The organism is Mycobacterium shunyiense, from assembly GCF_058270035.1.
This window is the reverse complement of the sequence record NZ_JBZDPT010000004.1, coordinates 96308-116828: the sequence shown is the minus strand read 5'-3', so window position 1 is coordinate 116828 and position 20521 is coordinate 96308. Positions and strand designations below refer to the sequence as shown.

The window sequence follows — 20521 nt, the reverse complement described above, 5'->3', positions numbered from 1 at the left end:
TGAGACCTCTCGTGACGGCGTGCGCCGAGGCGAAAGGTTGATGGCGACGCCGTGAGCTCTACCGGGGGAGCGGGTGAGTGTACGGTCGGCGCACGACGACGATGCCCCACCGTCTGCCGTCGCCGACCTCGGCAGGTTCGACCAAACCAGTAGCAACCTTGTCATCGGCGGTCGTCCCGCCCGGGGCCAGGTGAAATCGGTTGCGTTGCTGCCACGGGCGTTTAGTAGGGTGGCGGCATGTCGAGCCCCGAAGCGCACAAGACGGGGGCTTTCGGTCACGCCGTCAGCCCCCTGAATCACTGACTCCTCAGTTTTCCGCACTCCTCGGGTGCTGGCCGTGGTGACGAGACGCCTCCTGTCCATTCCTTTGTCTCGGAGTCCTCGATGCCTTTTGCTCTCTATCTGCTTGCTCTGGCGGTTTTCGCCATGGGCACCTCGGAATTCATGCTCGCCGGGCTTGTTCCGGATATCGCCGCCGGTCTCGGCGTCACGGTCGGCGCTGCCGGCCTACTGACCTCCGCCTTCGCCATCGGAATGGTCATCGGTGCGCCGGCCATGGCCGTGCTTGCGCGTCGGTGGCCGGCCCGGACCAGCCTGCTCGGATGTGTTGTCGCCTTTGCGCTCTGCCACGTTGTCGGCGCGTTGACGCCGACCTTCACGATCCTGTTCGGCTCCCGCGTCGTCGCCGCATTGGCCAACGCCGGATTCTTGGCGGTGGCGCTCAGCACGGCCGCTGCACTGGTTGCGGCGGACCAGAAGGGACGCGCGCTGTCGGTGCTGCTCGGCGGGACGACAGTGGCGACCATTGCGGGTGTGCCGGGAGGCGCCGTGCTGGGCGCACTTCTGGGCTGGCGATCGGCGTTCTGGACGATCGCCCTGCTGTGCCTGCCCGCTGCACTCGGCATCTGGCACGGGATTCCCGGTCGTTCTGAAGGGAATTCGGGATCGGCGGTTGGTGACCCACCGCTACGTGGTGAGCTCGCCCAACTCAAATCGCCGAGACTGGCCTTGGCCGTGCTCCTCGCCGCACTGGTCAACGCGGGCACGTTCGCCGCCTTTACGTTTCTGGCGCCGATAGTGACCGACGTTGCCGGATTGCCGCAGCTGTGGGTGCCGGTGGTGCTGGTGCTTTTCGGGTTCGGGTCGTTCATCGGGGTCACGGTGGCCGGCCGGTTCTCCGACCATCGTCCCTGGGTCGTCATCGGCGTGGGTGGCCCGGTGTTGCTCGTCGGATGGATTGCGTTGGCCGCCTCGGCCGCTCATCCGGTGATGTTGCTGATTCTGGTCCTGGCACAAGGAACCTCGGCCTTCGCGGTGGGAAGCACCCTGATTGCTCGGCTGCTCTACGCGGCGTCCGGGGCTCCGACCATGGGCGGCGCCTATGCGACGGCGGCGCTCAATATCGGTGCCGCCTGCGGCCCGGCATTGGGCGCTGCCTCGCTCGCAGGCTCGGCGGGGAACCTCGGGCCGGTGTGGGTCGCCGTTGCGCTCACTGGGATTGCCCTACTGACGGTGCTGGCGATCATGATTCGACGACGGACACCGCTGCGCCGGTGAGCCGCTCACCGCACTGATCGCACATCAACACGGGGGAGAAGGGGTGTCCGTGGCCGGTGTGGGTGAGGAGCACCGCCGGGCCTTCGACGGCTGGGAACGACCGCTGCGCCCACGCCAGAGCTGTGACGAGGACGGGTAGGAAAGCGGCGCCTTTCGGGGTCAGCCGGTATTGGCGGTCCTCGTCGGTGGTGGTGAGAATCCCGTTGGCCCGGAACGTCTGAAGCCGGTCGGCGAGCGAAGCCGGCGACGCGGACAGCGCCCGTTGAAAGTCGGAGAACCGGGTGGTGCCGGTGAAGGCGGCGACCAGGATCGCAAACGCCCATCGGTTGCCCAGCACGCTCATGGTCTGCGGGAACAGTCCCGAAGGGGAATCGTGCCGGTCCTCCTCGGAGCGGCGCCGCGTCACCGCCGCGGGCAGGGACCGTGACCAGCCTCCGCTCGGACCCCATGCTGCCGTCACCTCGGTGGAAGCCGTTGGGGCGCCGCAACTGCCACACGTCAGGACCGGGCTGAAGTCCGCGTCGCAGCCCAGGTGCCGCATGGCCGGCAGCGGCTCGCGGTGCTCGGTCACCCAGTGACGTTCCCACTCCCAGATCGATACCAGCACCGGCCACAAGGTTCTGCCGCGCGCGGTGATCAGGTATTCGTCACGCGGAGGCCGCTCCTGGTACCGGTGCCGCTGCAGCAGCCCGTCTTCGGTCAGAGCGCCGAGTCGGCGGGTCAGCACCGAGTTGGAGATCGGCAACCGGGCCCGGAATTCTCCGTAACGGGTGGCGCCCAGCAGCGCCTGCTGCATTACCAGCAGCGTCCATTCGTCGCCGACCAACCCCAGCATCTGGCCGACGGCGTTGACGCCGCCGGCGGTGGGGTCAGTCACGCACCAGCCATCGGCGCAGCTGGTCGCCGGGTGCCCAGGTGGAGTGCGTTCCACTGGAAACCCGTTCCGGCAGAGCGAGTTTACACACCGGCCCGTCAGAAACGCGGGCGGCGTCGAATACCAGGCAATAAGAGGCGTCGTCGTTCATGTCTGTGGTGATGGTAACCAGATAGCCGTCGTCCTCACCGGTGCTGCCCACTCGCGGCGCCATGGCGGTCTCGCTGCCATAGACGCCGTCACCGAAGGCGTAGCGTTCTTCGGAGCCGGTGTGCAGATCGTGGCGGACCAGTCCGTCGAACAGGAACCACCCGGGCTTCCCGGTGGCGGCGTAGGCGTAGCGGTAGTCGCGGCCGGCGTGAGCGGGGTTGATCATGCCGAATTCGGTGATGCTGTCCGACAATTGCTCTTCGCGGGTCTGTCCGGTGACCAGATTGAACCGCCAGCGGTGCAGCCGGGTCTGCATCTTGTCGAGCGCCAGGGCGGGCACCGCGTTGCCCTGGAAGAAGCCGTCGAGCACGATCTCGTCGCCGTCCTCATAGGCGTTGGTGAAGTGCAGGACATAGGTGGTGTCGGCTTCGAACCACTTGACGTCGCCGGCGGCGCCGCGCCGGGGGAGCACTGCGAAGCGCGATGGCAGGTCGCGATGCAGCTTGGGCAGATGAACGTTGCTCTTGAGGAAATCGGCATCCCAGAACAACGGAAAGTCGTTGAGTATCACGTAGTTTTCGGTGAATGCCATGTCGTGGGGCAGCCGGGGACCCGGTAGTTCGACGTCGACGTAGTGCACCAGGCGGTTGTCCGGATCCACCACGCCGTAGTGCATGTACGGCGCTTGCTTGCCGTAGTTGAAGAACAACAGTTCCCCGGTGGCGTCGTCGGCCTTGGGATGCGCGGAGACTCCCCATTCGGCGGGGAAGGCGCCGCCCCAATCTTCCTTGCCAAGGGCATCGCCGGTGTACGGGTCGACGCGGTACAGGTCACCGCACTGGTAGAAGCTGGTGAGCGCGACGCCACGATGCACCGTCACGTCCGTGCTGGACGCATCTTTCATCAGGGTGCGCGCACCCCAGCCGTAGTCGCGCCGGGCCAGCTCTATCGGCTCGGCGACACCGGGCCACAGCGGCCCGCCCGCCTCGATTTCCGCCAACAATCCGTCGGTGCGGATGAACCTGTTGCGGTAGAAGGCTTTTCCGTCACGGAAGCCGACGATGTGCAGCATGCCGTCGCCGTCGAACGGATGGTAGGTCTGCAGCGCCGGATGCAATGGATTCTCGGTGTTGCGCAGATACACACCGTCGAGGTCGGTAGGGATCTCACCGTCGATGACCCGCAGGTCGTCGGCATCCCATTCGGTGGTCTGCGGCCGCCATGCCCCGGTGCGGTAGGGGTGGTCGTCGTCCTCGGGCAGGGTGGACAGAAACTTGGTCACGACTTCGGTGTTCACTGCTGGGCTCCTCCGATGACGAAGCTGACGGTGGTGGCGGTGCTGCCGCCGAAGTTCAAGGTGCCGAAAGTCTTTGCACCATCGACCTGGTACGGCCCCGCGGTGGCGCTCACCTGCTTGGCGGCGTCGAGCAGCATCCGCACCCCGGACGCGCCGACCGGGTGCCCGCCCCCGATCAGTCCGCCGCTGGGATTGATCGGCAGCCGTCCGCCGATCTCGATCTCGCCGTTCTCGATGGCCTTCCACGATTCGCCGGGGCCGGTCAACCCGATGTGGTCGATGGCCAGGTATTCGCTGGGGGTGAAGCAGTCGTGGACCTCGAATCCGTCGAGGTCGTCCAGCCTCACGCGGGCGCGGTCGAAGGCGTCGAGCACCGCGTGACGCACGTGCGGGAGCAGGTACGGGTCGGTGGCGCTGTGGTCGAGCTTCTGTCGCAGGCCGAGGCCGACCGTGCGGTGACCCCAGCCCTCGACGCGGGCGACGGGCCGGACGTTCGGGTGGCTTCGCAGATAGGAATCGCTGACCAGCACAAGCCCGGCGCCACCGTCGGTCATCTGGCTGCAGTCGAACCGGCGCAGCCGTCCCTCCACCACCGGATTGGTCGCGTCGTCAGCGCCGATCGGGTCGGGCACTGCCCAACCTCGGGTCTGGGCACGGGGGTTGGCTCGCGCGTTGTGGAAGTTCAGCGCGGCGATGGCGCGCAGATGCTCGGCATTGAGGCCGTAGCGCTCGTCGTAGGCGTCAGCCACCTCGGAGAACATCGATGGCCACACGAACCGGGCGTCGCCGGCTTCGTGCCCGGTCCATGCGGCCGCACCGAGGTGGGCGGCCGCGGTGTCGCCGGGCACCGTCTTCTCCAGTTCCACCCCGACGACCAGGGCGCTGTCGTAGGCGCCCGAGCGCAGGTCGGCGATGGCCGACAGGGTCGCGATGCTGCCCGACGCGCACGCGGCCTCATGGCGAGACGACGGAGTTCCCCACAGGTCGGGATGAACGGTGGCCGGCATGGCGCCGAGATGGGCCTGGCCGGCGAACAAGTCGCCGAAAGCGTTTGCGACGTGGATGACGCCGATGTCGCCGGCCTCCACCCGGCAGTGTTCCAGCGTGTGGTCGACGACCTCGCGCGTCAGACCGGCGAAGTCGACTTTCTCGCGGTTCAGATTGCGGGCGAAATCGCTCTGATAGCCGCCGAGAATCCACACGTCCTCCATGGCGGCGACGGTACTACAACTAAGAGAGTGACTACGCAGATTGAAACAAATAACGCCGTGGCGGAAATCCGAGCGTGGATTCCGCCACGGCGTTACCCGTGGTCAAGACCGGATCAGTCGTCCCAGCCGCCGTGCCCGTGGCCGTGGCCGCGACCGCGCCAGCCGTTGTCCCAGCCGTTCCAGTGGCCCCAGCCGGGACCCTCCACACAAGCCTGGACGTAGCCGTACGGCCCGGTCGCGCAGATTTCGGGACCTGCCGACGCCGGAGCGGCTGCAGCGACCGCCACGCCAACCGGCACCGCCAGCGTGCCCAGCCCGATTGCCGCGACCTTCTTCAGTTTCGAACGCATCTTTCTTGCCTCCGGGTTTGTTAGCTGTGTTCGAGCTCAAGACCCCCGTCTATAGATAACATTAGTGCATCTCACGATGTTCCTGGGAATCGCCTGGAACCTCCTGGTGCAGCGGATTTGCTCACAAGAAACTCTTCCCGGTCAGGGCATTGAATTCATTTGCCAGGGAAAACAGGGTCCGTCGGCATCTTTTCGGAGTGTTGCCAGCCAGTGACTGTGACGCCCGTGTCGCGTGATGCGATCGACGGTGTCGACGAGTTTTGCCGGCACAGGCGGTCGCCGTTCCAGGACCGGATCGACAGGAGAGGATCGGTACGGGAGTGCTGGACGGCAGGACGGCCTTGACCACCGGGGGAGCGTGTGGGCAGGGGCGTGCGCATGCCCTCACGCTCGCTCGCGAAGGCGCCGACATTGTGGTGTGCGACGTCGTCGCGACCTCCTCGATCGGCGCTGGTGAAATCGTTGGCGCGCGAGGTGGCCGAATACGGCATCACGGTCAACGCGGTGCTGTCGTCCGGCGTGAACACCCCGATGATCCACAACCCGGCGACCTGCAAGGTGATCCGACCGGACCTTGAAAGCCCCGGCCTCGACGATGTCGAGGAGATGTTCACCCAGGGTTGGCCCCGCCCCGGTCTACTTGAGCCGCGAGAAGTCGCCCGATGCCGTGCTGTACCTGGTGTCCGATCGGGCTGGCTGCAGACCGGTGCGTCGATGATTCTTCCCAACGGGCCGAATTAGCCCGCGGCGCAATGTGATCTGATGCCGGCGGGGCCGCTCAGCCCCGCCGGCATCGGTGCCGGTCTCAGCAGCCGCAGCTGCAGGAGGCCTGGGCTTCGGCACTGGCCTCACCGGCATCCGCTGCCGCAGACCCGGGTCGCCAGTCGAACGGGAAGTGCTTGCTCGAGGCGCCGGTGCGCTCGTGCGACCACTCGAAGCCCACGGCGTGGTCTTCCTTGACCACACCCCAGGTGGCCACCTGGCCCGGGCCGACCTCGGCGCCCGGCGCATTGACGGTGGTCACCCGGCGGTTCGGGTCTGCTGTCGGGCCGGTCAGGGCCTCCACCTTCAGATCCACCTTGCCGGGGATCTCAGCGCGCCAATAGGCGAGATCCTCGGCGGCCTCGAAGTTGATCGGGGCGTATTCGATGCCTCGCATCTCGGAGATCAGGCTGGCGAACTCCGCCGGCCAACCGCCTTCCTTGCCGGTGAAGATCCGCTCGAGCGCGTCGCGCTGGGCGGCATCGCCCTTCTCGTCGATGTAGAACATCAACTTCATCGTCGCGTTCGGGTCGCCGATCCACATGTTGCCTGCGAACTCACCGAGGGCAATCACGCTGAGGCCCGCCAGGTCGGTGTCGCCGTAGTGTCCTTCGCGGACATGCCACACCAGGTTGAACAAGCAATCTCCGTGCGTGGGCTCCTGGGCGAAGCTGCACGGGCAAGGCAACTTGCAGCTGCACACGTCGAACCATTCTCCGCGCAAATGCCAATCGACCTGTGTCGACGAAGTGGTCATCGATTCCGCTCCTTCCGTTGAATACCCCCTGGGGGTATCTGACACGGTGAACGTAGCACCGGTGAAGACTGGAGCGCAAGTACCCCCTAGGGGTATGCCTTTCGGCATGTTCACCAGGATGTGCATCGGTGTACTGGCGGTTGTTGCTACCGTGTCGCTGGCATCGTGCGGCGCAACGGCCGAGGCGCCGTCGGCCGCACCTGCCAGCACAGGGACGGCAGCCGTCACCCTCCACCGACTGGTCAGCCCCGACGAATTCGCCACTGCCATAGCCGAATCCGATCGGGTGACGATCAACGTGCACGTGCCCTTCGAAGGGGACATCGCCGGCACGGACCTGTCGATTCCGTTCGATCGGATCGTCGAGCAGGCTGACCGGCTGCCCGCCGATCGCCGGGCCCCGATCGCGATCTACTGCCGAACCGGCCCCATGAGCGCGACAGCCGCCGAGGCGCTGAGGTCGCTCGGCTACACCGACGTCGTCGAACTCCAGGGTGGAATGAAGGCCTGGCAGGCCAGCGGTCGACCGCTGGTAGGGACCTGAGCGTGAGCGGTTGACCTAGCGGTGCATCGGTCTGTGGACAGGGTCAGCAGACGGCGCAGGATCCACACCACCCGCGCCAGCGATGCGACGGCCGCGCCGATGATGATCGCCTGCAGCCACCACCAACCGGCATCGAGATTGGCGTCGGTCATCAACCCGACGATCGCCGCGACGAACAAGGCGAACAGGGTGGGCAGCGCCGAGATGAATGCGGTACCCACCCGGCGTTTCTCGTTGGCGGCTAAGAGCTTGTCCACGGTGGTCATCGGCGCTCGCAACAGGTTCACCAGGACGCCGACCACGATCACGGCCAGCGGCGAGCCCGCCCACTGATGACGAAGCCAGTTGTGCTGCAGCCTTTCCCGCAAGCTGAACTGCACGACCGGGCGCCTATTCGCGTTCATCGCCGGGGATCGCTGTGAAGGTGTCGGCATAGGGGCCCGGGTGTCTGGAACCTCGGCCACCGCCGAAAACAGGTACTCGCGGTTGCGAGTCAGCGACTGTGACAACAGCTCTCGCGCATAGGTGGTCGAGCGGTCCGGATCGTTCAAGCGGTCGGCATCGACCTGGGTCTTCTCCACGAACCTGTCTTCGAGTAGGTCGACCGATTGTGGGCTGCCGCTGATCAGCCGACGACGTGCGCGCTCTCGAACCCCGACAGTGCGCCCGACCCCCGCAGGGTGTCGACCAGTTCGCGGATCCTCCGGCGGATCGCATCCTTCTGTTTTCGGTGCCCCGATGCCGACCGCCATCTCGAGCTTGTGTTCCAGATAGTCGCTCTGGCCCTGACGTTACTGGCGGCCGCCGACAAGATCGGGGGACTCGCGAAGTATCACGACGACCCTGCCGACGGCCCGGGTGCCGCCGATCGGCGCTCGGAGCGAGATCGAGTCATCCCATGATCGCGGCGAACTCGACTCTGATCTGATCTGCCAGCTTCGCCCACGGAACAGTGACTGCCTTGAGTCCTCTGCCGAACTGGAACTCCGGGAAATGGATCTCGATCCCCGTAGTGGTAGGCCTCCAGGCCTTGAAGTTGACCTCGACGGGTGCGAACTGCCCTTGGCGTTTCCAGTCGCGGACATGTTCGGGCGGTGCCACGGCGGCGACTGCTTCGGCGACTCCGTCGCCGAGCCGGGCAAGGCCGGAGGTCTTGTCGACGAACAGGTTGTCCCACGTGATGGGGACACCGCTTCGGCTGTCACAGACAACGCTGGAGACCGACCGCATCGGCATGTTCGGTTCGTCTGTGTCGTACTCGCTGGTGAAGATTTCAGACACGGCGGCAGGGGAGAAGTACAACGTTCCGTTGGCATCGTAGGTCCACGGCCGCCGAGTCGATCCGTCCCACGTGGCCTGCTGGACCAGGCGGTTCGCTTCATTGTCGAGGTGATCATTGATGCTCGCGGCGACCGCGGCATCGCCGCCCTCGACGTGTTGATAGTGAACTGTCCAGGTGCCCAACCCATCTGGACTCCGCCCTGTGATCACCGTGGCCGAGGCCGAAAGGTTGTCGGCGCGAGCCGCAGGTACCGCCAGACCGGCGGTCACCGCCGTGAGGGCGACCGCGGCGAGGCTCAACAGGATCCTTGGACGGCGCACGAACAGCACGTCTGGCCTCGCTACTTGAGCTCGACGTTGCTGGCCAGCCAGCGACCGTCGACCAGTTCCATCGTCATCGCCACTCGGCTACGGTCCATCCGGGGTTGAGGACTCGCGGTGTTGGTGATCCATTGGTCGACGAACAGCACCACGTCGACGCGGTCCTTGGCTGCGGACTTGACGGCAGAATCGATAACCGTGCCTTTGCTCATCGCCTTGTTGTCGATGAGAACCTGCCGGAGCTGACTGGCCGACTGGCTGTACATGTCTTTGAACTGACCGGTGGAACTGCTGACCACTTCGTTGAAATTCTCGTCGACCTTGTTGGTGTCGATGCTGGTCAATACCACCGCGAAGTGCTGGGCCGAAGACAGCGCCTCACGACCGGCGTTGTCGATGTCGCGCTGCTGTTTGAGCTGCCAACCGAAGAAGCCCAAAAGTCCGAGACCCGCGACGGCCAACAGAACGACAGCACCGCGGCCGAGATGGCGCACCCACCGTTTGCGCACAGGCTGATCGGCGTGCGGTTGCGGGCCGGCGCCGGTGAGATCGGGGTCCTCGGCCTCCGCTGTTTCGTCCGGCTCCGATTCGGCAGTGCTTTCGGTGGCGGCCCGGTCTTCTTCCGGGAGCACCTCGGCGACGTCGGTCGCAGGCGTGAACGTCTCGTCGGCGGGATCCTCGCCGGTATCGGGAGGACCGTCGGAATCGGCGATCCTGTCGAAGACGTCCTTGGAATTCCGTCCAAACAGCTTGGTCGCCATCTTCATCTCCTTCGATCGATCGGTATGGGCAGCCGTGGCGCTCAGCCGGGCGGCTTCGGTCCGGGCCAGCCGGGCGGTACCGGCCAGTCCGGCGGATCAGGTGGCAACTGAATCGGGAAGGGCGCGCCCCCGAACGGGGTGGGTATGAGGCTGTTGGCCGGCGGTGTCGGCATGGTTTGCGCGAGCGGGTCGTATTCCGGTGGCGGGCCGGCAGTGTCGTCATCCGGCGGTCTTGGCGCATTGCGAGCACCGCGGACCAGCACCGAGGGATCGGGGTTCTTGCAGTAGGTGTACAGGAACGGCTCGGGATAGTTCGGCAGGAACGGTGGTGGCCGCGGCAGATCGTAGTCGCAACCGTAGCGAGGGTAGATGTCCACGATGACCCACGCGCCGCCGTCGTGAACGACTTTGGTGATGGCCCCCAGGGCGGATCCCCCGCGCTGCGAGTTCACGATTTCGTTCAAGGCGGGCACGCGAGCAGAGGCGATCTGGGCGACGGTCGTGAGATTGCCGAGCAGTTGGACCATAGTGTCGGAGTTGTCGGCGATGACGCCGTCAACGGCGTTCAGCGGTGCACCACCTCGGTCCACCAGAGTGCGGAATCCTCCGTCCATCGTGTTCACACCGCGCAGGATTCGATCCAGGTTCTTCGATGTGATGTCCAGGCTCGGTGCGGCATCGGCCAGTGTGGTAAATACGGTTCGGCTGTTGCGAAGAACGCTCGTGGTCTGGGGCAGCACCGAACCGACAGTCGAAAGCAGGAAGGCCCCGCCGTCGAGTAGCGCGGCGAGTTTCTGCGGCCCCTGTTGTGTGACGCGCAGTTCATCGGTGATGGCGCGCAGCTTCTCGGGGTCCAGTTGGGCCAGCAGCCCATCGGCATCTCCGAGCAGATGTGCCAACGACACCGGTGTCGATGTGCGATCATCGGTGATGACGCTGCCGTCGACGAGGTCCGGCCCGCCCGCTTGTTCCGCCCGGAAATTGAGGTATTGCTCTCCGGCAGGCGACAGCGCTGAAACGTTGACTCTGCTTCCCTGTGGAATCCTTGTGCCACCGTCTATTTCGGCGGTGGCGATCACGCCGTTGTCGGTGAAGTTGACCGAGGTGACCTGGCCGACGGGCACGCCACGCAGGGTGACGTCCTGATTGGGCAGCAACCCGCCGGATTCACGCAGAAGCACCGTGACCGCGAACGACGACCTGGCCGGGTTGATGTCGAGCGACCCGACGAACACGTAGCCGCTTGCGATCACCAATGCCAGCACGAGACCCGCTACCGCCGCCGCGACGCGGTGACGAGACACCGCCCGTACGCTGTCCACGGTCAGCCGCGCCAACCGTTCCACTGGACTGGGTGTGCCTGCCATCAGCGGGGCTCGTGCTGGGGGCCGTAGATCTTGCTCAACAGCAGGTTCCATTCGTATCTGAGACTGCCGACCATGGCGTGCCAGTCGGTGCCGTCGGCGCCGTGGAACATCGGATCGCCCGGGTAGTTCATGTCTGGTAGCGCACCGAACGCGAGTTGACGGACATCGGCTACAGCGTGGATGTTCGAGCCGCTGGTCATTTTCGCCAACACCGGAATGACTCGAATCCAGGCATTCGCATTGACGTTGGGATCCACCACCACGTCGTTCAGCGCCACCGACAGCGCATTGAGGTCAGCGATCATGCTGCGCGTGTCTGTCCCTTGAAGGGACGGAAACCGGTTCAACTGGTTGGTGATCCGAGCGACCCCGTCGGTCAGGTCGGCCAAAGTCGCGGTGTTGTCTCGGATCACCGCAGTCGCAGGCACCGCGGCTTGGATCGTTTCGTCGATTGAGTGCTGCCGCGCGGTCACCGTCGCGGCCAGGTCCGAGGTATTGCGCATGGCTGTGTCGATCTCGGCCGACCGCGCGTTGAGCCGAGAGATCAGCGTGTTCGACTCATCCAGTAGTGCAGCGACTTTGGCGCCACGTCCACCGACCGCGTCACCGGTTCCGTTCACGACGGTCACCAACCGGCGGATGGCGCCGCCATTGACGAGCAAGGCGGCTGAACTGAGCGCATCTTCGATGGTCGCCGCCGAGGTGGTGGAGCGCAACCCGATAGTGTCACCGTCGCGCAACCGCTGGGCTTCTGCGGCCTGCGTGGGGTTGGGGCGGATCGCGACGAAGATGTCGCCGAGCGGTGTCGCAGAACGCAGCTCGACCCTGGAGTCGGAATACACCGGTGCGTCGGCGTTGATCCGCATGACAACCCGGGCGGTGAAGTCCTGTGCCCTGATGGATTCGACCTCGCCGATATCGGCACCATTGAGTTTGACCTTGGCCTTCGTGGGCAGGTTCATCGCGTTGTCGAACTCGGCGGTGACCGTGATCGCCTGGCCGACCTGGCCCGGCGCGGGCAGCGGCAGACTTTGGAGGCCGGCCCCGCAGCCCGCGAGGATCAAGGTCGATGAGAGTGCCGTCGCGGTCAGGCAGTGGCGGCGAAACATCGTGGTGGTCAGTGTCATTGCGGCACCCCTGCCATGTTCTGGAGCAACCCGGCCATGCTGTCCACAAATAGGCCTGCCCCGAATCCCGGTGCGGCATCGGCGATTGTGCCGGTGTTGCAGCCCAGATCCTTGATCCCGGCGAGGTTGCAGGCATCCTTGGCCATCTGGCCATTGAGGAAGAACTTGTCGATCATGGCGTGTATTCGTAGAGCACCGGCGTTCTGATCGACGGCGTTGTAGATGTTGGTGCCGAGCATCGGCAGGACATCGATGATCTCGGCCAGCTCGCGACGATAATCGTTGACCGCCCCCATGAGGCTTTGGAAGTCGGTGGCGGTGGTCTTCAGCCCGTCTCGGTTTTTCTCCAGCAGCGACGCGGCTTGCGCGAGTATGTCGTTGAGCTGGCTGCCGGCATTACCGCTGCCCAAGTTCTCGTCGGCCACGATGGTGCTCAGTTCGCGGATGTTCGTTCCGAATTCACGGATGGCGGTGTCGTTGTCTCTGGCGGCTTGCGTCAATGTCGCCAAGCTGGCGGCGATCGACTGGATGTTCTCCTTGGTGGCGGCGCCGTTGTCCGAGCCGACACGCAGGGCCGCAGATAGTTGGTCGAGTGCCGACTTGATGTCTTGGCCGCTGCCGGACGCGATCTTGGCGCCGATCCCGACGAGGTCGGCCATCGGCCCTTGTCCCTGCCCGTCGCCTTTCAGGGCCACAGAGAGCTTGTCGGCCATGGCCAGCGTACGGTCGAACTCCACTGGTGTCCTGGTCCGGGGCAAGCCGAGGACATCGCCGTCACCGAGCCGGGGGCCCGACTGGTAGGCCGGGGTGAGCTCGACGTGGCGATCGGTCAGGACCGAGGTCGAGATGGTGACCGCCTGAACGTCGGCAGGTACCGCGACATCGCGGTCGATCGCGAGTTTCACCTCGACAAAGGCATCTTTCGGAGTCACGCTGGTGACCTTCCCGATCGGCATGCCGAGTACCGCGACGGCGTTGCCGGGATACAGCCCCACCGCATCCTCGAACTGTGCGGTGACGGTAATCGGAGTTCGGTCTTTGTCGGGAAACAAGAGCACGGCGGCAGCGACGATGGCGCTGACCGCAGCGCCGACCGCGAGCAGTTTTGTGATGGTGCGCTTGGTCATCGGGGCAACCTCGCTGGATCAGGGGGCGGCCACCCAGGGAACGGATCAGGGGCCGGAGCACAGTTGGTGAAGTACTGAGCGAGGCTGAACTGCTTGGCGCGCTGACTGATCGCGCACATCCACGAGTCGACCAGGATCCCCGCAGGCAGATTGACGTCCAGCGCGGTTCCGCTGCCGCTGACGTTGGCCATGTTCCGGAACGCAACCGGGGCGGACTGCAGGAATGCGCGCAGCATGGCGTCGTTCTTGGCAGCCATGTCACCGAACTTCTGGAGATTGACGAGCATGGTGTCGATCGACGGCTGGTCGTTCAGAATGCTCTTGATCGTGTTGATCAACTCGGTTGCCGCGGCGAACATGCGGTGTACCGCTTCGCGGCGAGTCGCAATTTCACTCAACAGATCCCGGCCCTGCAGAACCAGGGCGCCCAGGTTGGCTTGTTGGTCGCGCACCATTGCGGTGACGCTGTCGACGTTGCGGAGCAGGGAACCGATCTGGTCACGACGCGTGGACACAATGTGGGCCAGGGACTGGATGTTGGCCAGTGCTTGAGGCAGCGCCTCGGGGACGCCGTCGAGGCCTTGGCTCAACGTCGACATGGCATCGGCCACGCGGTCGGCGTCTACTTGTTCGAATGTGGTGGTTGCGCCCGCGAGCGCTTCCTGCAAGTTGTACGGCACTGCTGTGTTCGCCAGGGAGATCGTGCGGTTCTCGATGTGGCCGGCACCAGCCGGCGACAGTTCGAGATAGCGGCGTCCCAGCAGTGTGGTGAGCTTGATCGCCACGTGCGTCTGTTCGCCCAGGCGCACATGGTCGTGCACCCGGAACGTGACCACGACATGATCGCCGGCCAATTCGATTCCGGTGACCTGACCGACGCCGATTCCGGCGATGGTGACCTGGTCGCCGGGGCTGATCTGTGCTGCTTGGGCGAACTCTGCACGGTATGTCGTCTGCCCCGCCGAGAGTTTGCCGATTCCGAAGACCGCGGCCACCGCCAGCGCAATCACGACGATGGTCGCGGTGCCGAGGCGAATCTTGTTGTATTCCTCGACAGGTCGTTTGAAGCGTTGGAGCATGGTGGCGGTCACTTACTGCAGATCGGTGAGTGTTGGACGATGTTTCCCGGCGACGCGAGCTTGACGACACCGGGAATGACTCGACCCAGGGACGCGAAGATCGTGGCGTTGACGTCGCAGATGAGACCGTCGACGTAAGCACCGCTCTGTGTTGCGCGGGCCAGTCCTTTCCAGATCAGGATCAGGTTGGCGGTGTACATCGAGAAGCGGTCCCGACCCGGGCCGGTCACGTGCGCGAGGAATCCCGGGTCCCGCTGGATGAGTTGTTGGAGGTCGGGGTAGATGGCATTGGCGATCTCCGCCAGTCGTCCCATGGCGGCGTTGATCGAGCCCGCCGAGGACACCAAGCCTTCACGTCTGCCGGCGAGTGTGCTGATGGCGTCGCGTGATTGACTGATGACGGTCTGTAGATTGCTGTTCTGCTTCGCCAGGACGGTGGTCACGTCGTTGAGGTTGTGGATGACGTCGCCGAGGACCGCGTCCGGTCCGGCAAGGGTTTGCGCGAGGGCCGAGGTTTGGGTGATCAAGGTCAGCGCTGAACCGGAATTGCCTTGTAGCGCTTCGACGATTCCGTTGGTCAGGTTGTCCACCTGTTGGGGGCTCAACAACGTGAACAGTGGTTCGAACCCGTTGAGCAGGTTGGAGATATCGAATGAGGGCCGGGTTTTCTCCACGGGAATCCGGCCCCCGTCGGGCAGTGGGGTGTGGTGTTGAGCGGTTCCCGGTGACAATCCGACGTAGCGCTGGCCGATGATGTTCTGGTAGGTGACTGTCGCGGTGGTGTCGTCGTAAAGCGTGTGGTCACTGGCTACTCGGAACGTCACTCGCGCCAGGGTGTCATCGAGGTCGATATGGTCCACCCGCCCGACCCGGACTCCGGCGATGCGTACGTCGTCGCCGGTCTTCAGGCCGGAAACATCGGTGAACATCGCCGAATAGCTGTTGGTGGCCCCCGTGATCTCGCGGCGCAGTGTCACGTAGACCAGCCAGGTTGCCACGGTCGCGGCGATCAGGAACAGGCTCAGCATGATCGATGATTTGCGGTATTGCATCACGGCCCTTCCTGAGCGGGTGCCAGGTGCACGGCAGACCCGCGAACCAGTGGCGCGAACAAGAGCTCGGTGGCGACATTTGTGTTGCCGCCCAACAGGTAGCCCAACTGACTCTTCTCCTGACGACTTCCGACCGGCCCGATGTTGCCGCCGATGATCGCCGCCTGGGGGACGGCGCCGGAGTCAGGAGGAGGGGCCTCCGCCTGCAGTGGCGGGGGCAGCGGCGGAGGAGGTGCCTGCGAACTGTCGGGCGGAACGGCGCCAGGGGGCTCGCCGGGTTGTGCCGGCCCGTCCGGGCGAGGCGCATCCGGGGGAAGTACCGAGCCGCGAGGCGGCGCGTAGTTGGGCCGATTCTCGTTCACGCCGGGGGGAAGCGGAAGCCCCACCGAACCCAACGCCGGAGTCAACGCCGGGGCCGTCGGCACTTCGGGGGCGGTGAAGCAGCTCGGGCCGAGCATGTCTCCGTATCGTGGGCAGTCGGCGCGGACGTAGGTTCGGCTGGGGGTGAGGGCGACCACCGCCTTTGCCTGGATCTGGTTGGTCTCCCAGTTCCACCCGCCGTCCACGAAGGTGGTGACCAGCTCTTGCGCGTTCATGAGGATGGAGTGGATGGTGCCGCCGTGATCGGCGAGGGTACCCAGGACGGGGGTCAACTTGGTGGTGATGTTGATCAGCCGGTCAGATTGATTGTCGAACGCGTCACCGACGTTGTGGATGGTTCCGCTTGCGGCAGAAAGGAAGTTGGTCAACTGCACTTGCTTTTCGGCCAGTGTGCGCATCGGTCGCACGGCGACGTCGAGAGAGTCGAGCAGTTCGGGGGCCGTCGTTCGCAAACCGGTTGTCGCCGCGGTGAGTGCCGAGATCGTGGACGGTCCCGGTTCGTCCGAAACAACGGTATTCAGCTGTGTCACAATCTCATTGAGATCGTGAGCGGCGGCCTGCAGGCGGTCACCGCGGCCGCTGGTGGCATCACCCAACGTGGTGAGCCAGCCGACACTGTTGTCGTTGGGTTCCCGGCCGATCGCGGCCAGCACCTGCCGGAATTTCTCCACCGTCGTCTGGAACAGCACGGTAGGCAGGGTTTGATCTTCGTGAATGACGGCGCCGCCACGCAATGGCCGAGATTTCGTCCCGTTGTCGACCAATTGCACCGACGACACGGCGAACACGTTGGACGGCACTACGCGTGCGGTGACCGTGTCCGGGATTCCGGAGGCATACTGCGGCTTCAGGTTCAGTCTGACGATGTTGGGATGCCCGGATTGTGCCGGGGTGACTCCCGAGACAAATCCGACGAGGACACCGCGGAACTTGACGTCCGACTTGGTCGGCAAGCCGTCGCCGACATTGACCAATTCCGCGCTCACCCTGACGAACGGATCAAGTGCGCCACGGGATTTCGCGATCAACAGCGATACCGTCGTCGCTGCGATTGCCACGAACACCATGCCCACCACGGCGAGTCTCGCGGTGGATGGGCCACGGCCTTCGGCGTCGAACGAGTTCGGCATTTAGCCCCCGAACCTCGCGCCGGCATCGACGCCCCACATCGCCATGGTCAGCAACGCGTTCAAGATGACGATCACGGTGATCGTCGCGCGCATCGCGTGACCGGCTGCCACCCCCACTCCTTCGGGGCCGCCTGAGGCGAAATACCCGTAATAGCACTGGGTAGCCGAGCCGACGAAGATGAACACGACCGCCTTGATCAGGGCGTAAACGACGTCGCGGCTGCTACTGAACAATTCGAAATAGTGTTGGTAGGTTCCGGGAGAAGTGCCGGCGATCACCGCCACCACACCGCGGGCGGACAGGTATGCGGTGGCCAGGCACACCATGAACAGCGGAATGCTGGCCGCCATGGCCGCCAGGACACGAGTGGTCACCAGATACGGAACAGGTCTGATCGCCAGTGCGTCCATGGCATCGATCTCTTCGGCGATGCGCATGGCGCCCAACTGTGCGGTGAACCGGCACCCGGCCTGGGTCGTGAAGGCCAGAGCGATCATGATCGGCACCAGTTCGCGAGTCGAACCCCAGGAAGACAGCAGACCGGTCGCCGGCCCGAGTCCGAGGAGATTCAAAGCGTTGTATCCCTCAACCGCCAGAAGTGCGCCGGCGGTGATGCCCAGGACCACGGCGACACCCACGGTGCCGCCGCCGACCACGATAGATCCGTTGCCCCAACTGATATCGGAGAGATTTCGGAAGAATTCGCGGCGGTACCGGCCGAGGGTCAGGGGGATCGCCAGCAGAATCTGGCCGAAGAAGTGCAGCATGTGCCCGGCCCGGGCCAGGGGGCGAATGACTGTGTCGGCAGCCTGCACTGCGGGGCCGACAAGCGGCGGGCGAAATGATGCGGCGACGGCCATGTCTAGAGGCTGGCTTTCGGGAACAGCAGGAGATAGAACTGGCTCATCGCAACGTTGACGATCATCAAGAGCAGGATCGCTTCGACAACCGCGGCGTTCACTGAGTTCGCCACGCCGGCCGGTCCACCAGAGGTGGCCAGTCCCTTGTGACAGCTGATGACTGCCACGATCGCTCCGAACACGATTGCCTTGCTCAGCGCCAGAACGAGGTCTCCCTCGGTGGCAAACGATGCGAACGTTGCCACAAATGAACCGGGCGTGCCGTTCTGCATGTAGATGTTGAACAGGTAGCCGACGAAGAAACCGGCGCAGGTGGCCAGACCGGTCAACGCGATACCGACGACGATCACCGCCGCGAACCGGGGCACGACCAGACGCTGGATGGCCGAGACCCCCATGACTTCCATCGCGGCGATCTCCTCACGCATGGTGCGGGATCCCAGATCGGCGCTGACTGCGGAGCCGACGGCGGCGGCGAGCAGTATCGCCGCCACCAGCGGGGCGCCCTGGCGGATCACCACGAGCCCGTTGGCCGCACCAGACAACGACTCAGCACCCACCTGTCCGGCAAGCACCCCGAACTGAATCGACAACGTGACACCGACCGGGATCGTCACCAGAAGGGTTGGCACCAGCGAAGTGCCGGCCATGAAAGCCGCTTGCCGGACGAACTCTTTGAACGGGAATCGACCGGCGAACACGTCGAGAATGAAGAACTGCAGCGTACGGACGCCCAGTGCGGTCTGCCCCCCGACCGTTTCGAGCGCTTGTAACGGGTGTGATCGGATATAACGGCGTACTCCCGCCCCGATCTCGCCGATCGCCGATCGCTCGCCCGGTTCGGTGAGCACGCCGGGTGAAGTCGTCATGACAGCCCATCTCGATCGGTGCCCAGCGGTACCCGGGCGCCGGGCCTCGCGGGAGGCCGCATGATCAACCGCGGGTTCGACGGCACCATCTGAAGTCTTTCCCCTCCCCGGAGTCGGATTCTCAGCTTCGTTAGCTCGCGATGGTGACGTCAACGCACCCTCGCCAAGTTGAAATGACGTCAGCGCCGGATGGAAGGTGCGTAGCTTCGTGAGGGATGGCGCCACCAGCAGTGATATTTGAGAAAAATCGCGGACGATCTCTCACGCTGCGAGAGTGAGATTGCACCCCGGTCGTCGCGGCCGCACCAGGTTCGGACAGGGGCCGTGACGCTCAACAGAGGACCGGGAGATTCGCTTGTCATCGCACCTCGAGGCGGAGGTGCTCCAATCGGCGGACGAGGATGCTGGGCAGCCAATCGCCGACGTCAACGGCGCCGATCCAGCTCGTGTGTTCGAGCAAGTGGCCCAACACGATCCGTGCCTCGAGCCGGGCGAGCGCGGCCCCGATGCAGAAGTGGGCACCCTTGCCGAAAGTGACGTGTCCCTTGGCGCCGGCGCGATCGAGCAGAAACTCGTTGGGCGCCTCGAACTGCGCTGGGTCACGATTGGCCGCGCCCCACAGCAAGAGGAGGTGCGAGTTGGCCGGAAGTGCCACCCCACCCAACGAGGTGTCCCGCCAGACGTGGCGGTAATGGCCTCGGAATGGTGGTTCGTAGCGAAGTGTCTCTTCGATGAAGGCCGACAACAAAAGGGGGTTGTCCCGGAGTTGCCGCTGAACGTCGGGCTGGTTCGCCAGCACCCAGACCGCGCTGCCTAACAACGAGGCCGTGGATTCGCCACCGGCGCTGAACAGAGTGAGCATGATGCCCAGTGCCACGATCTGGTCGAGTTCACCGGACGCGTAACGCTGAGCCATATCGGTGATCAGGCCGGGCTGGGGGTCGACGGCCGCCTTCTCGAAATACTCCATCACGTACCCGGACAGTTCGAGCACCGCCGCCCCGGCGGCCTCGATCTGTGTCGAGCTGACCACGCCGTCGAGCAATGTCGTTGTGGCGTAGCCCAATCGGATGAGGTTGTCTACGTCGACGTCGGGCAGTCCCAACAGTTCTGCCACCACCATCATCGGCAGCCGGTTGGCGATCGCACTCATCCACTCGATCTGGCCATCGCGCAGGTTTTCGTTCCACAGCCGGGCAGCGGTCTGGGTGGCGAATCGCTCGATGATCCGAACCCGCCGTGCCGACAGGTGCGGCAGCAGGATCTTGCGGTGCACGGCGTGCACCGGATCATCTGCGGTGGCCAGCGCGTGCATGGACCCGCCGGGCTCACCCATGGGAAAGGGTGTCACCGTCCCGTCGTCGTGGTAGACCATGGTCGCGGTGAGGTTGGAAGAGAAGTCCTCGACCCTGGTGACAGCCTCGACTACGGCGTCCCAACCGCACACCACGAAGAACGCGGAATCGCCCACGCGGTGCACGGGCGCTTCATCACGCATGCGGTCATAGACCGGATAGGGGTTCTGGATCGCCTCCGCGCCGAAGAAGCTGGCCGGGTTGTCGAGTACGGTCACCGGCTCAGGCTGTTCCGGGGCCACGCGGCCGGTCAAGGTGCCGATGCGAGGTTGATTACGGGACGGCGCCCGCGGTGCCGCCCTGATTCT

General features: G+C 64.9%; 20 protein-coding genes. 3 read left to right on the top strand and 17 right to left on the bottom strand.

All coding sequences use genetic code 11. From position 1 onward, the window contains the following. Positions 1-384 precede the first annotated feature (384 nt). The gene (locus AC4ELS_RS04515; RefSeq protein WP_499046083.1) at positions 385-1557 is read left to right on the top strand and encodes a Cmx/CmrA family chloramphenicol efflux MFS transporter; all 1173 of its coding nucleotides are present in this window, start codon (positions 385-387) and stop codon (positions 1555-1557) included. On the opposite strand, the gene AC4ELS_RS04510 is transcribed toward AC4ELS_RS04515, so the two are convergent. The 4 genes from AC4ELS_RS04510 to AC4ELS_RS04495 all read right to left on the bottom strand — a co-directional run bounded on the left by AC4ELS_RS04510 (position 1523) and on the right by AC4ELS_RS04495 (position 5439). Next, entirely contained in the window at positions 1523-2434 is a 912-nt protein-coding gene (locus tag AC4ELS_RS04510; RefSeq protein ID WP_499046081.1) for a winged helix-turn-helix transcriptional regulator, read from the bottom strand. The genes AC4ELS_RS04515 and AC4ELS_RS04510 overlap by 35 nt on opposite strands. Then, positions 2427-3878, bottom strand: a complete 1452-nt coding sequence (locus AC4ELS_RS04505) for a carotenoid oxygenase family protein (protein WP_225504400.1) — start codon at positions 3876-3878, stop codon at positions 2427-2429. Before AC4ELS_RS04505 ends, AC4ELS_RS04510 begins: the two co-directional genes overlap by 8 nt. After that, entirely contained in the window at positions 3875-5089 is a 1215-nt protein-coding gene (locus tag AC4ELS_RS04500; protein ID WP_499046078.1) for an acetyl-CoA acetyltransferase, read from the bottom strand. Before AC4ELS_RS04500 ends, AC4ELS_RS04505 begins: the two co-directional genes overlap by 4 nt. A 113-nt stretch (positions 5090-5202) precedes the next feature. Then, positions 5203-5439 (bottom strand): hypothetical protein, encoded by a 237-nt coding sequence (locus AC4ELS_RS04495; RefSeq protein WP_003881744.1) that lies wholly within the window; start codon positions 5437-5439, stop codon positions 5203-5205. Between the two features lie 378 nt (positions 5440-5817). On the opposite strand from AC4ELS_RS04495, the gene AC4ELS_RS04490 reads away from it, so the two are divergent. Continuing rightward, positions 5818-6180: an SDR family oxidoreductase gene (locus AC4ELS_RS04490; protein ID WP_499046075.1), complete on the top strand. Its 363-nt coding sequence runs from the start codon at positions 5818-5820 to the stop codon at positions 6178-6180. A gap of 64 nt (positions 6181-6244) precedes the next feature. Here the strand turns inward: AC4ELS_RS04490 and AC4ELS_RS04485 are convergent, their stop codons facing one another. Beyond that, positions 6245-6958: a DUF1326 domain-containing protein gene (locus AC4ELS_RS04485; RefSeq protein WP_448441792.1), complete on the bottom strand. Its 714-nt coding sequence runs from the start codon at positions 6956-6958 to the stop codon at positions 6245-6247. A 94-nt stretch (positions 6959-7052) separates the two neighbouring features. Between AC4ELS_RS04485 and AC4ELS_RS04480 the strand changes: the two genes are divergently transcribed. After that, positions 7053-7502, top strand: coding sequence for a rhodanese-like domain-containing protein (locus tag AC4ELS_RS04480; protein WP_499046072.1), 450 nt, complete (start codon positions 7053-7055; stop codon positions 7500-7502). Here AC4ELS_RS04480 and AC4ELS_RS04475 read toward each other — a convergent pair. The 12 genes from AC4ELS_RS04475 to AC4ELS_RS04420 form a co-directional block, all read right to left on the bottom strand. Continuing rightward, complete coding sequence (locus AC4ELS_RS04475; RefSeq protein WP_448441796.1) at positions 7427-8083, bottom strand: hypothetical protein; 657 nt, start codon at positions 8081-8083, stop codon at positions 7427-7429. The two genes, AC4ELS_RS04480 and AC4ELS_RS04475, sit on opposite strands and share 76 nt — an antisense overlap. 310 nt (positions 8084-8393) lie before the next feature. Further along, on the bottom strand, positions 8394-9104 hold the full coding sequence (locus tag AC4ELS_RS04470; RefSeq protein ID WP_448441798.1) for a DUF3298 domain-containing protein: 711 nt from the start codon (positions 9102-9104) through the stop codon (positions 8394-8396). Between the two features lie 20 nt (positions 9105-9124). Beyond that, entirely contained in the window at positions 9125-9865 is a 741-nt protein-coding gene (locus tag AC4ELS_RS04465; RefSeq protein WP_448441800.1) for an Rv1363c family protein, read from the bottom strand. A gap of 41 nt (positions 9866-9906) precedes the next feature. After that, positions 9907-11232 (bottom strand): MlaD family protein, encoded by a 1326-nt coding sequence (locus tag AC4ELS_RS04460; RefSeq protein WP_499046069.1) that lies wholly within the window; start codon positions 11230-11232, stop codon positions 9907-9909. Beyond that, complete coding sequence (locus tag AC4ELS_RS04455; protein ID WP_498888980.1) at positions 11232-12359, bottom strand: MlaD family protein; 1128 nt, start codon at positions 12357-12359, stop codon at positions 11232-11234. The genes AC4ELS_RS04460 and AC4ELS_RS04455 overlap by 1 nt, the downstream gene beginning before the upstream one ends. After that, positions 12356-13486 (bottom strand): MCE family protein, encoded by a 1131-nt coding sequence (locus AC4ELS_RS04450; protein WP_448441806.1) that lies wholly within the window; start codon positions 13484-13486, stop codon positions 12356-12358. The genes AC4ELS_RS04455 and AC4ELS_RS04450 overlap by 4 nt, the downstream gene beginning before the upstream one ends. After that, positions 13483-14577 (bottom strand): MCE family protein, encoded by a 1095-nt coding sequence (locus AC4ELS_RS04445; protein ID WP_234793686.1) that lies wholly within the window; start codon positions 14575-14577, stop codon positions 13483-13485. Before AC4ELS_RS04445 ends, AC4ELS_RS04450 begins: the two co-directional genes overlap by 4 nt. Next, entirely contained in the window at positions 14574-15617 is a 1044-nt protein-coding gene (locus AC4ELS_RS04440) for an MCE family protein (protein ID WP_448441808.1), read from the bottom strand. The genes AC4ELS_RS04445 and AC4ELS_RS04440 overlap by 4 nt, the downstream gene beginning before the upstream one ends. Further along, positions 15617-17128, bottom strand: a complete 1512-nt coding sequence (locus tag AC4ELS_RS04435; protein WP_448441810.1) for an MlaD family protein — start codon at positions 17126-17128, stop codon at positions 15617-15619. Before AC4ELS_RS04435 ends, AC4ELS_RS04440 begins: the two co-directional genes overlap by 1 nt. Then, positions 17129-17989 (bottom strand): ABC transporter permease, encoded by an 861-nt coding sequence (locus tag AC4ELS_RS04430; RefSeq protein ID WP_448441812.1) that lies wholly within the window; start codon positions 17987-17989, stop codon positions 17129-17131. Between the two features lie 2 nt (positions 17990-17991). Then, positions 17992-18858 (bottom strand): MlaE family ABC transporter permease, encoded by an 867-nt coding sequence (locus AC4ELS_RS04425; RefSeq protein ID WP_064936017.1) that lies wholly within the window; start codon positions 18856-18858, stop codon positions 17992-17994. Between the two features lie 358 nt (positions 18859-19216). Beyond that, a complete protein-coding gene (locus tag AC4ELS_RS04420) occupies positions 19217-20431 on the bottom strand; it encodes a cytochrome P450 (RefSeq protein ID WP_448441814.1) in 1215 nt (404 codons plus the stop codon). Between the last annotated feature and the right edge of the window lie 90 nt (positions 20432-20521).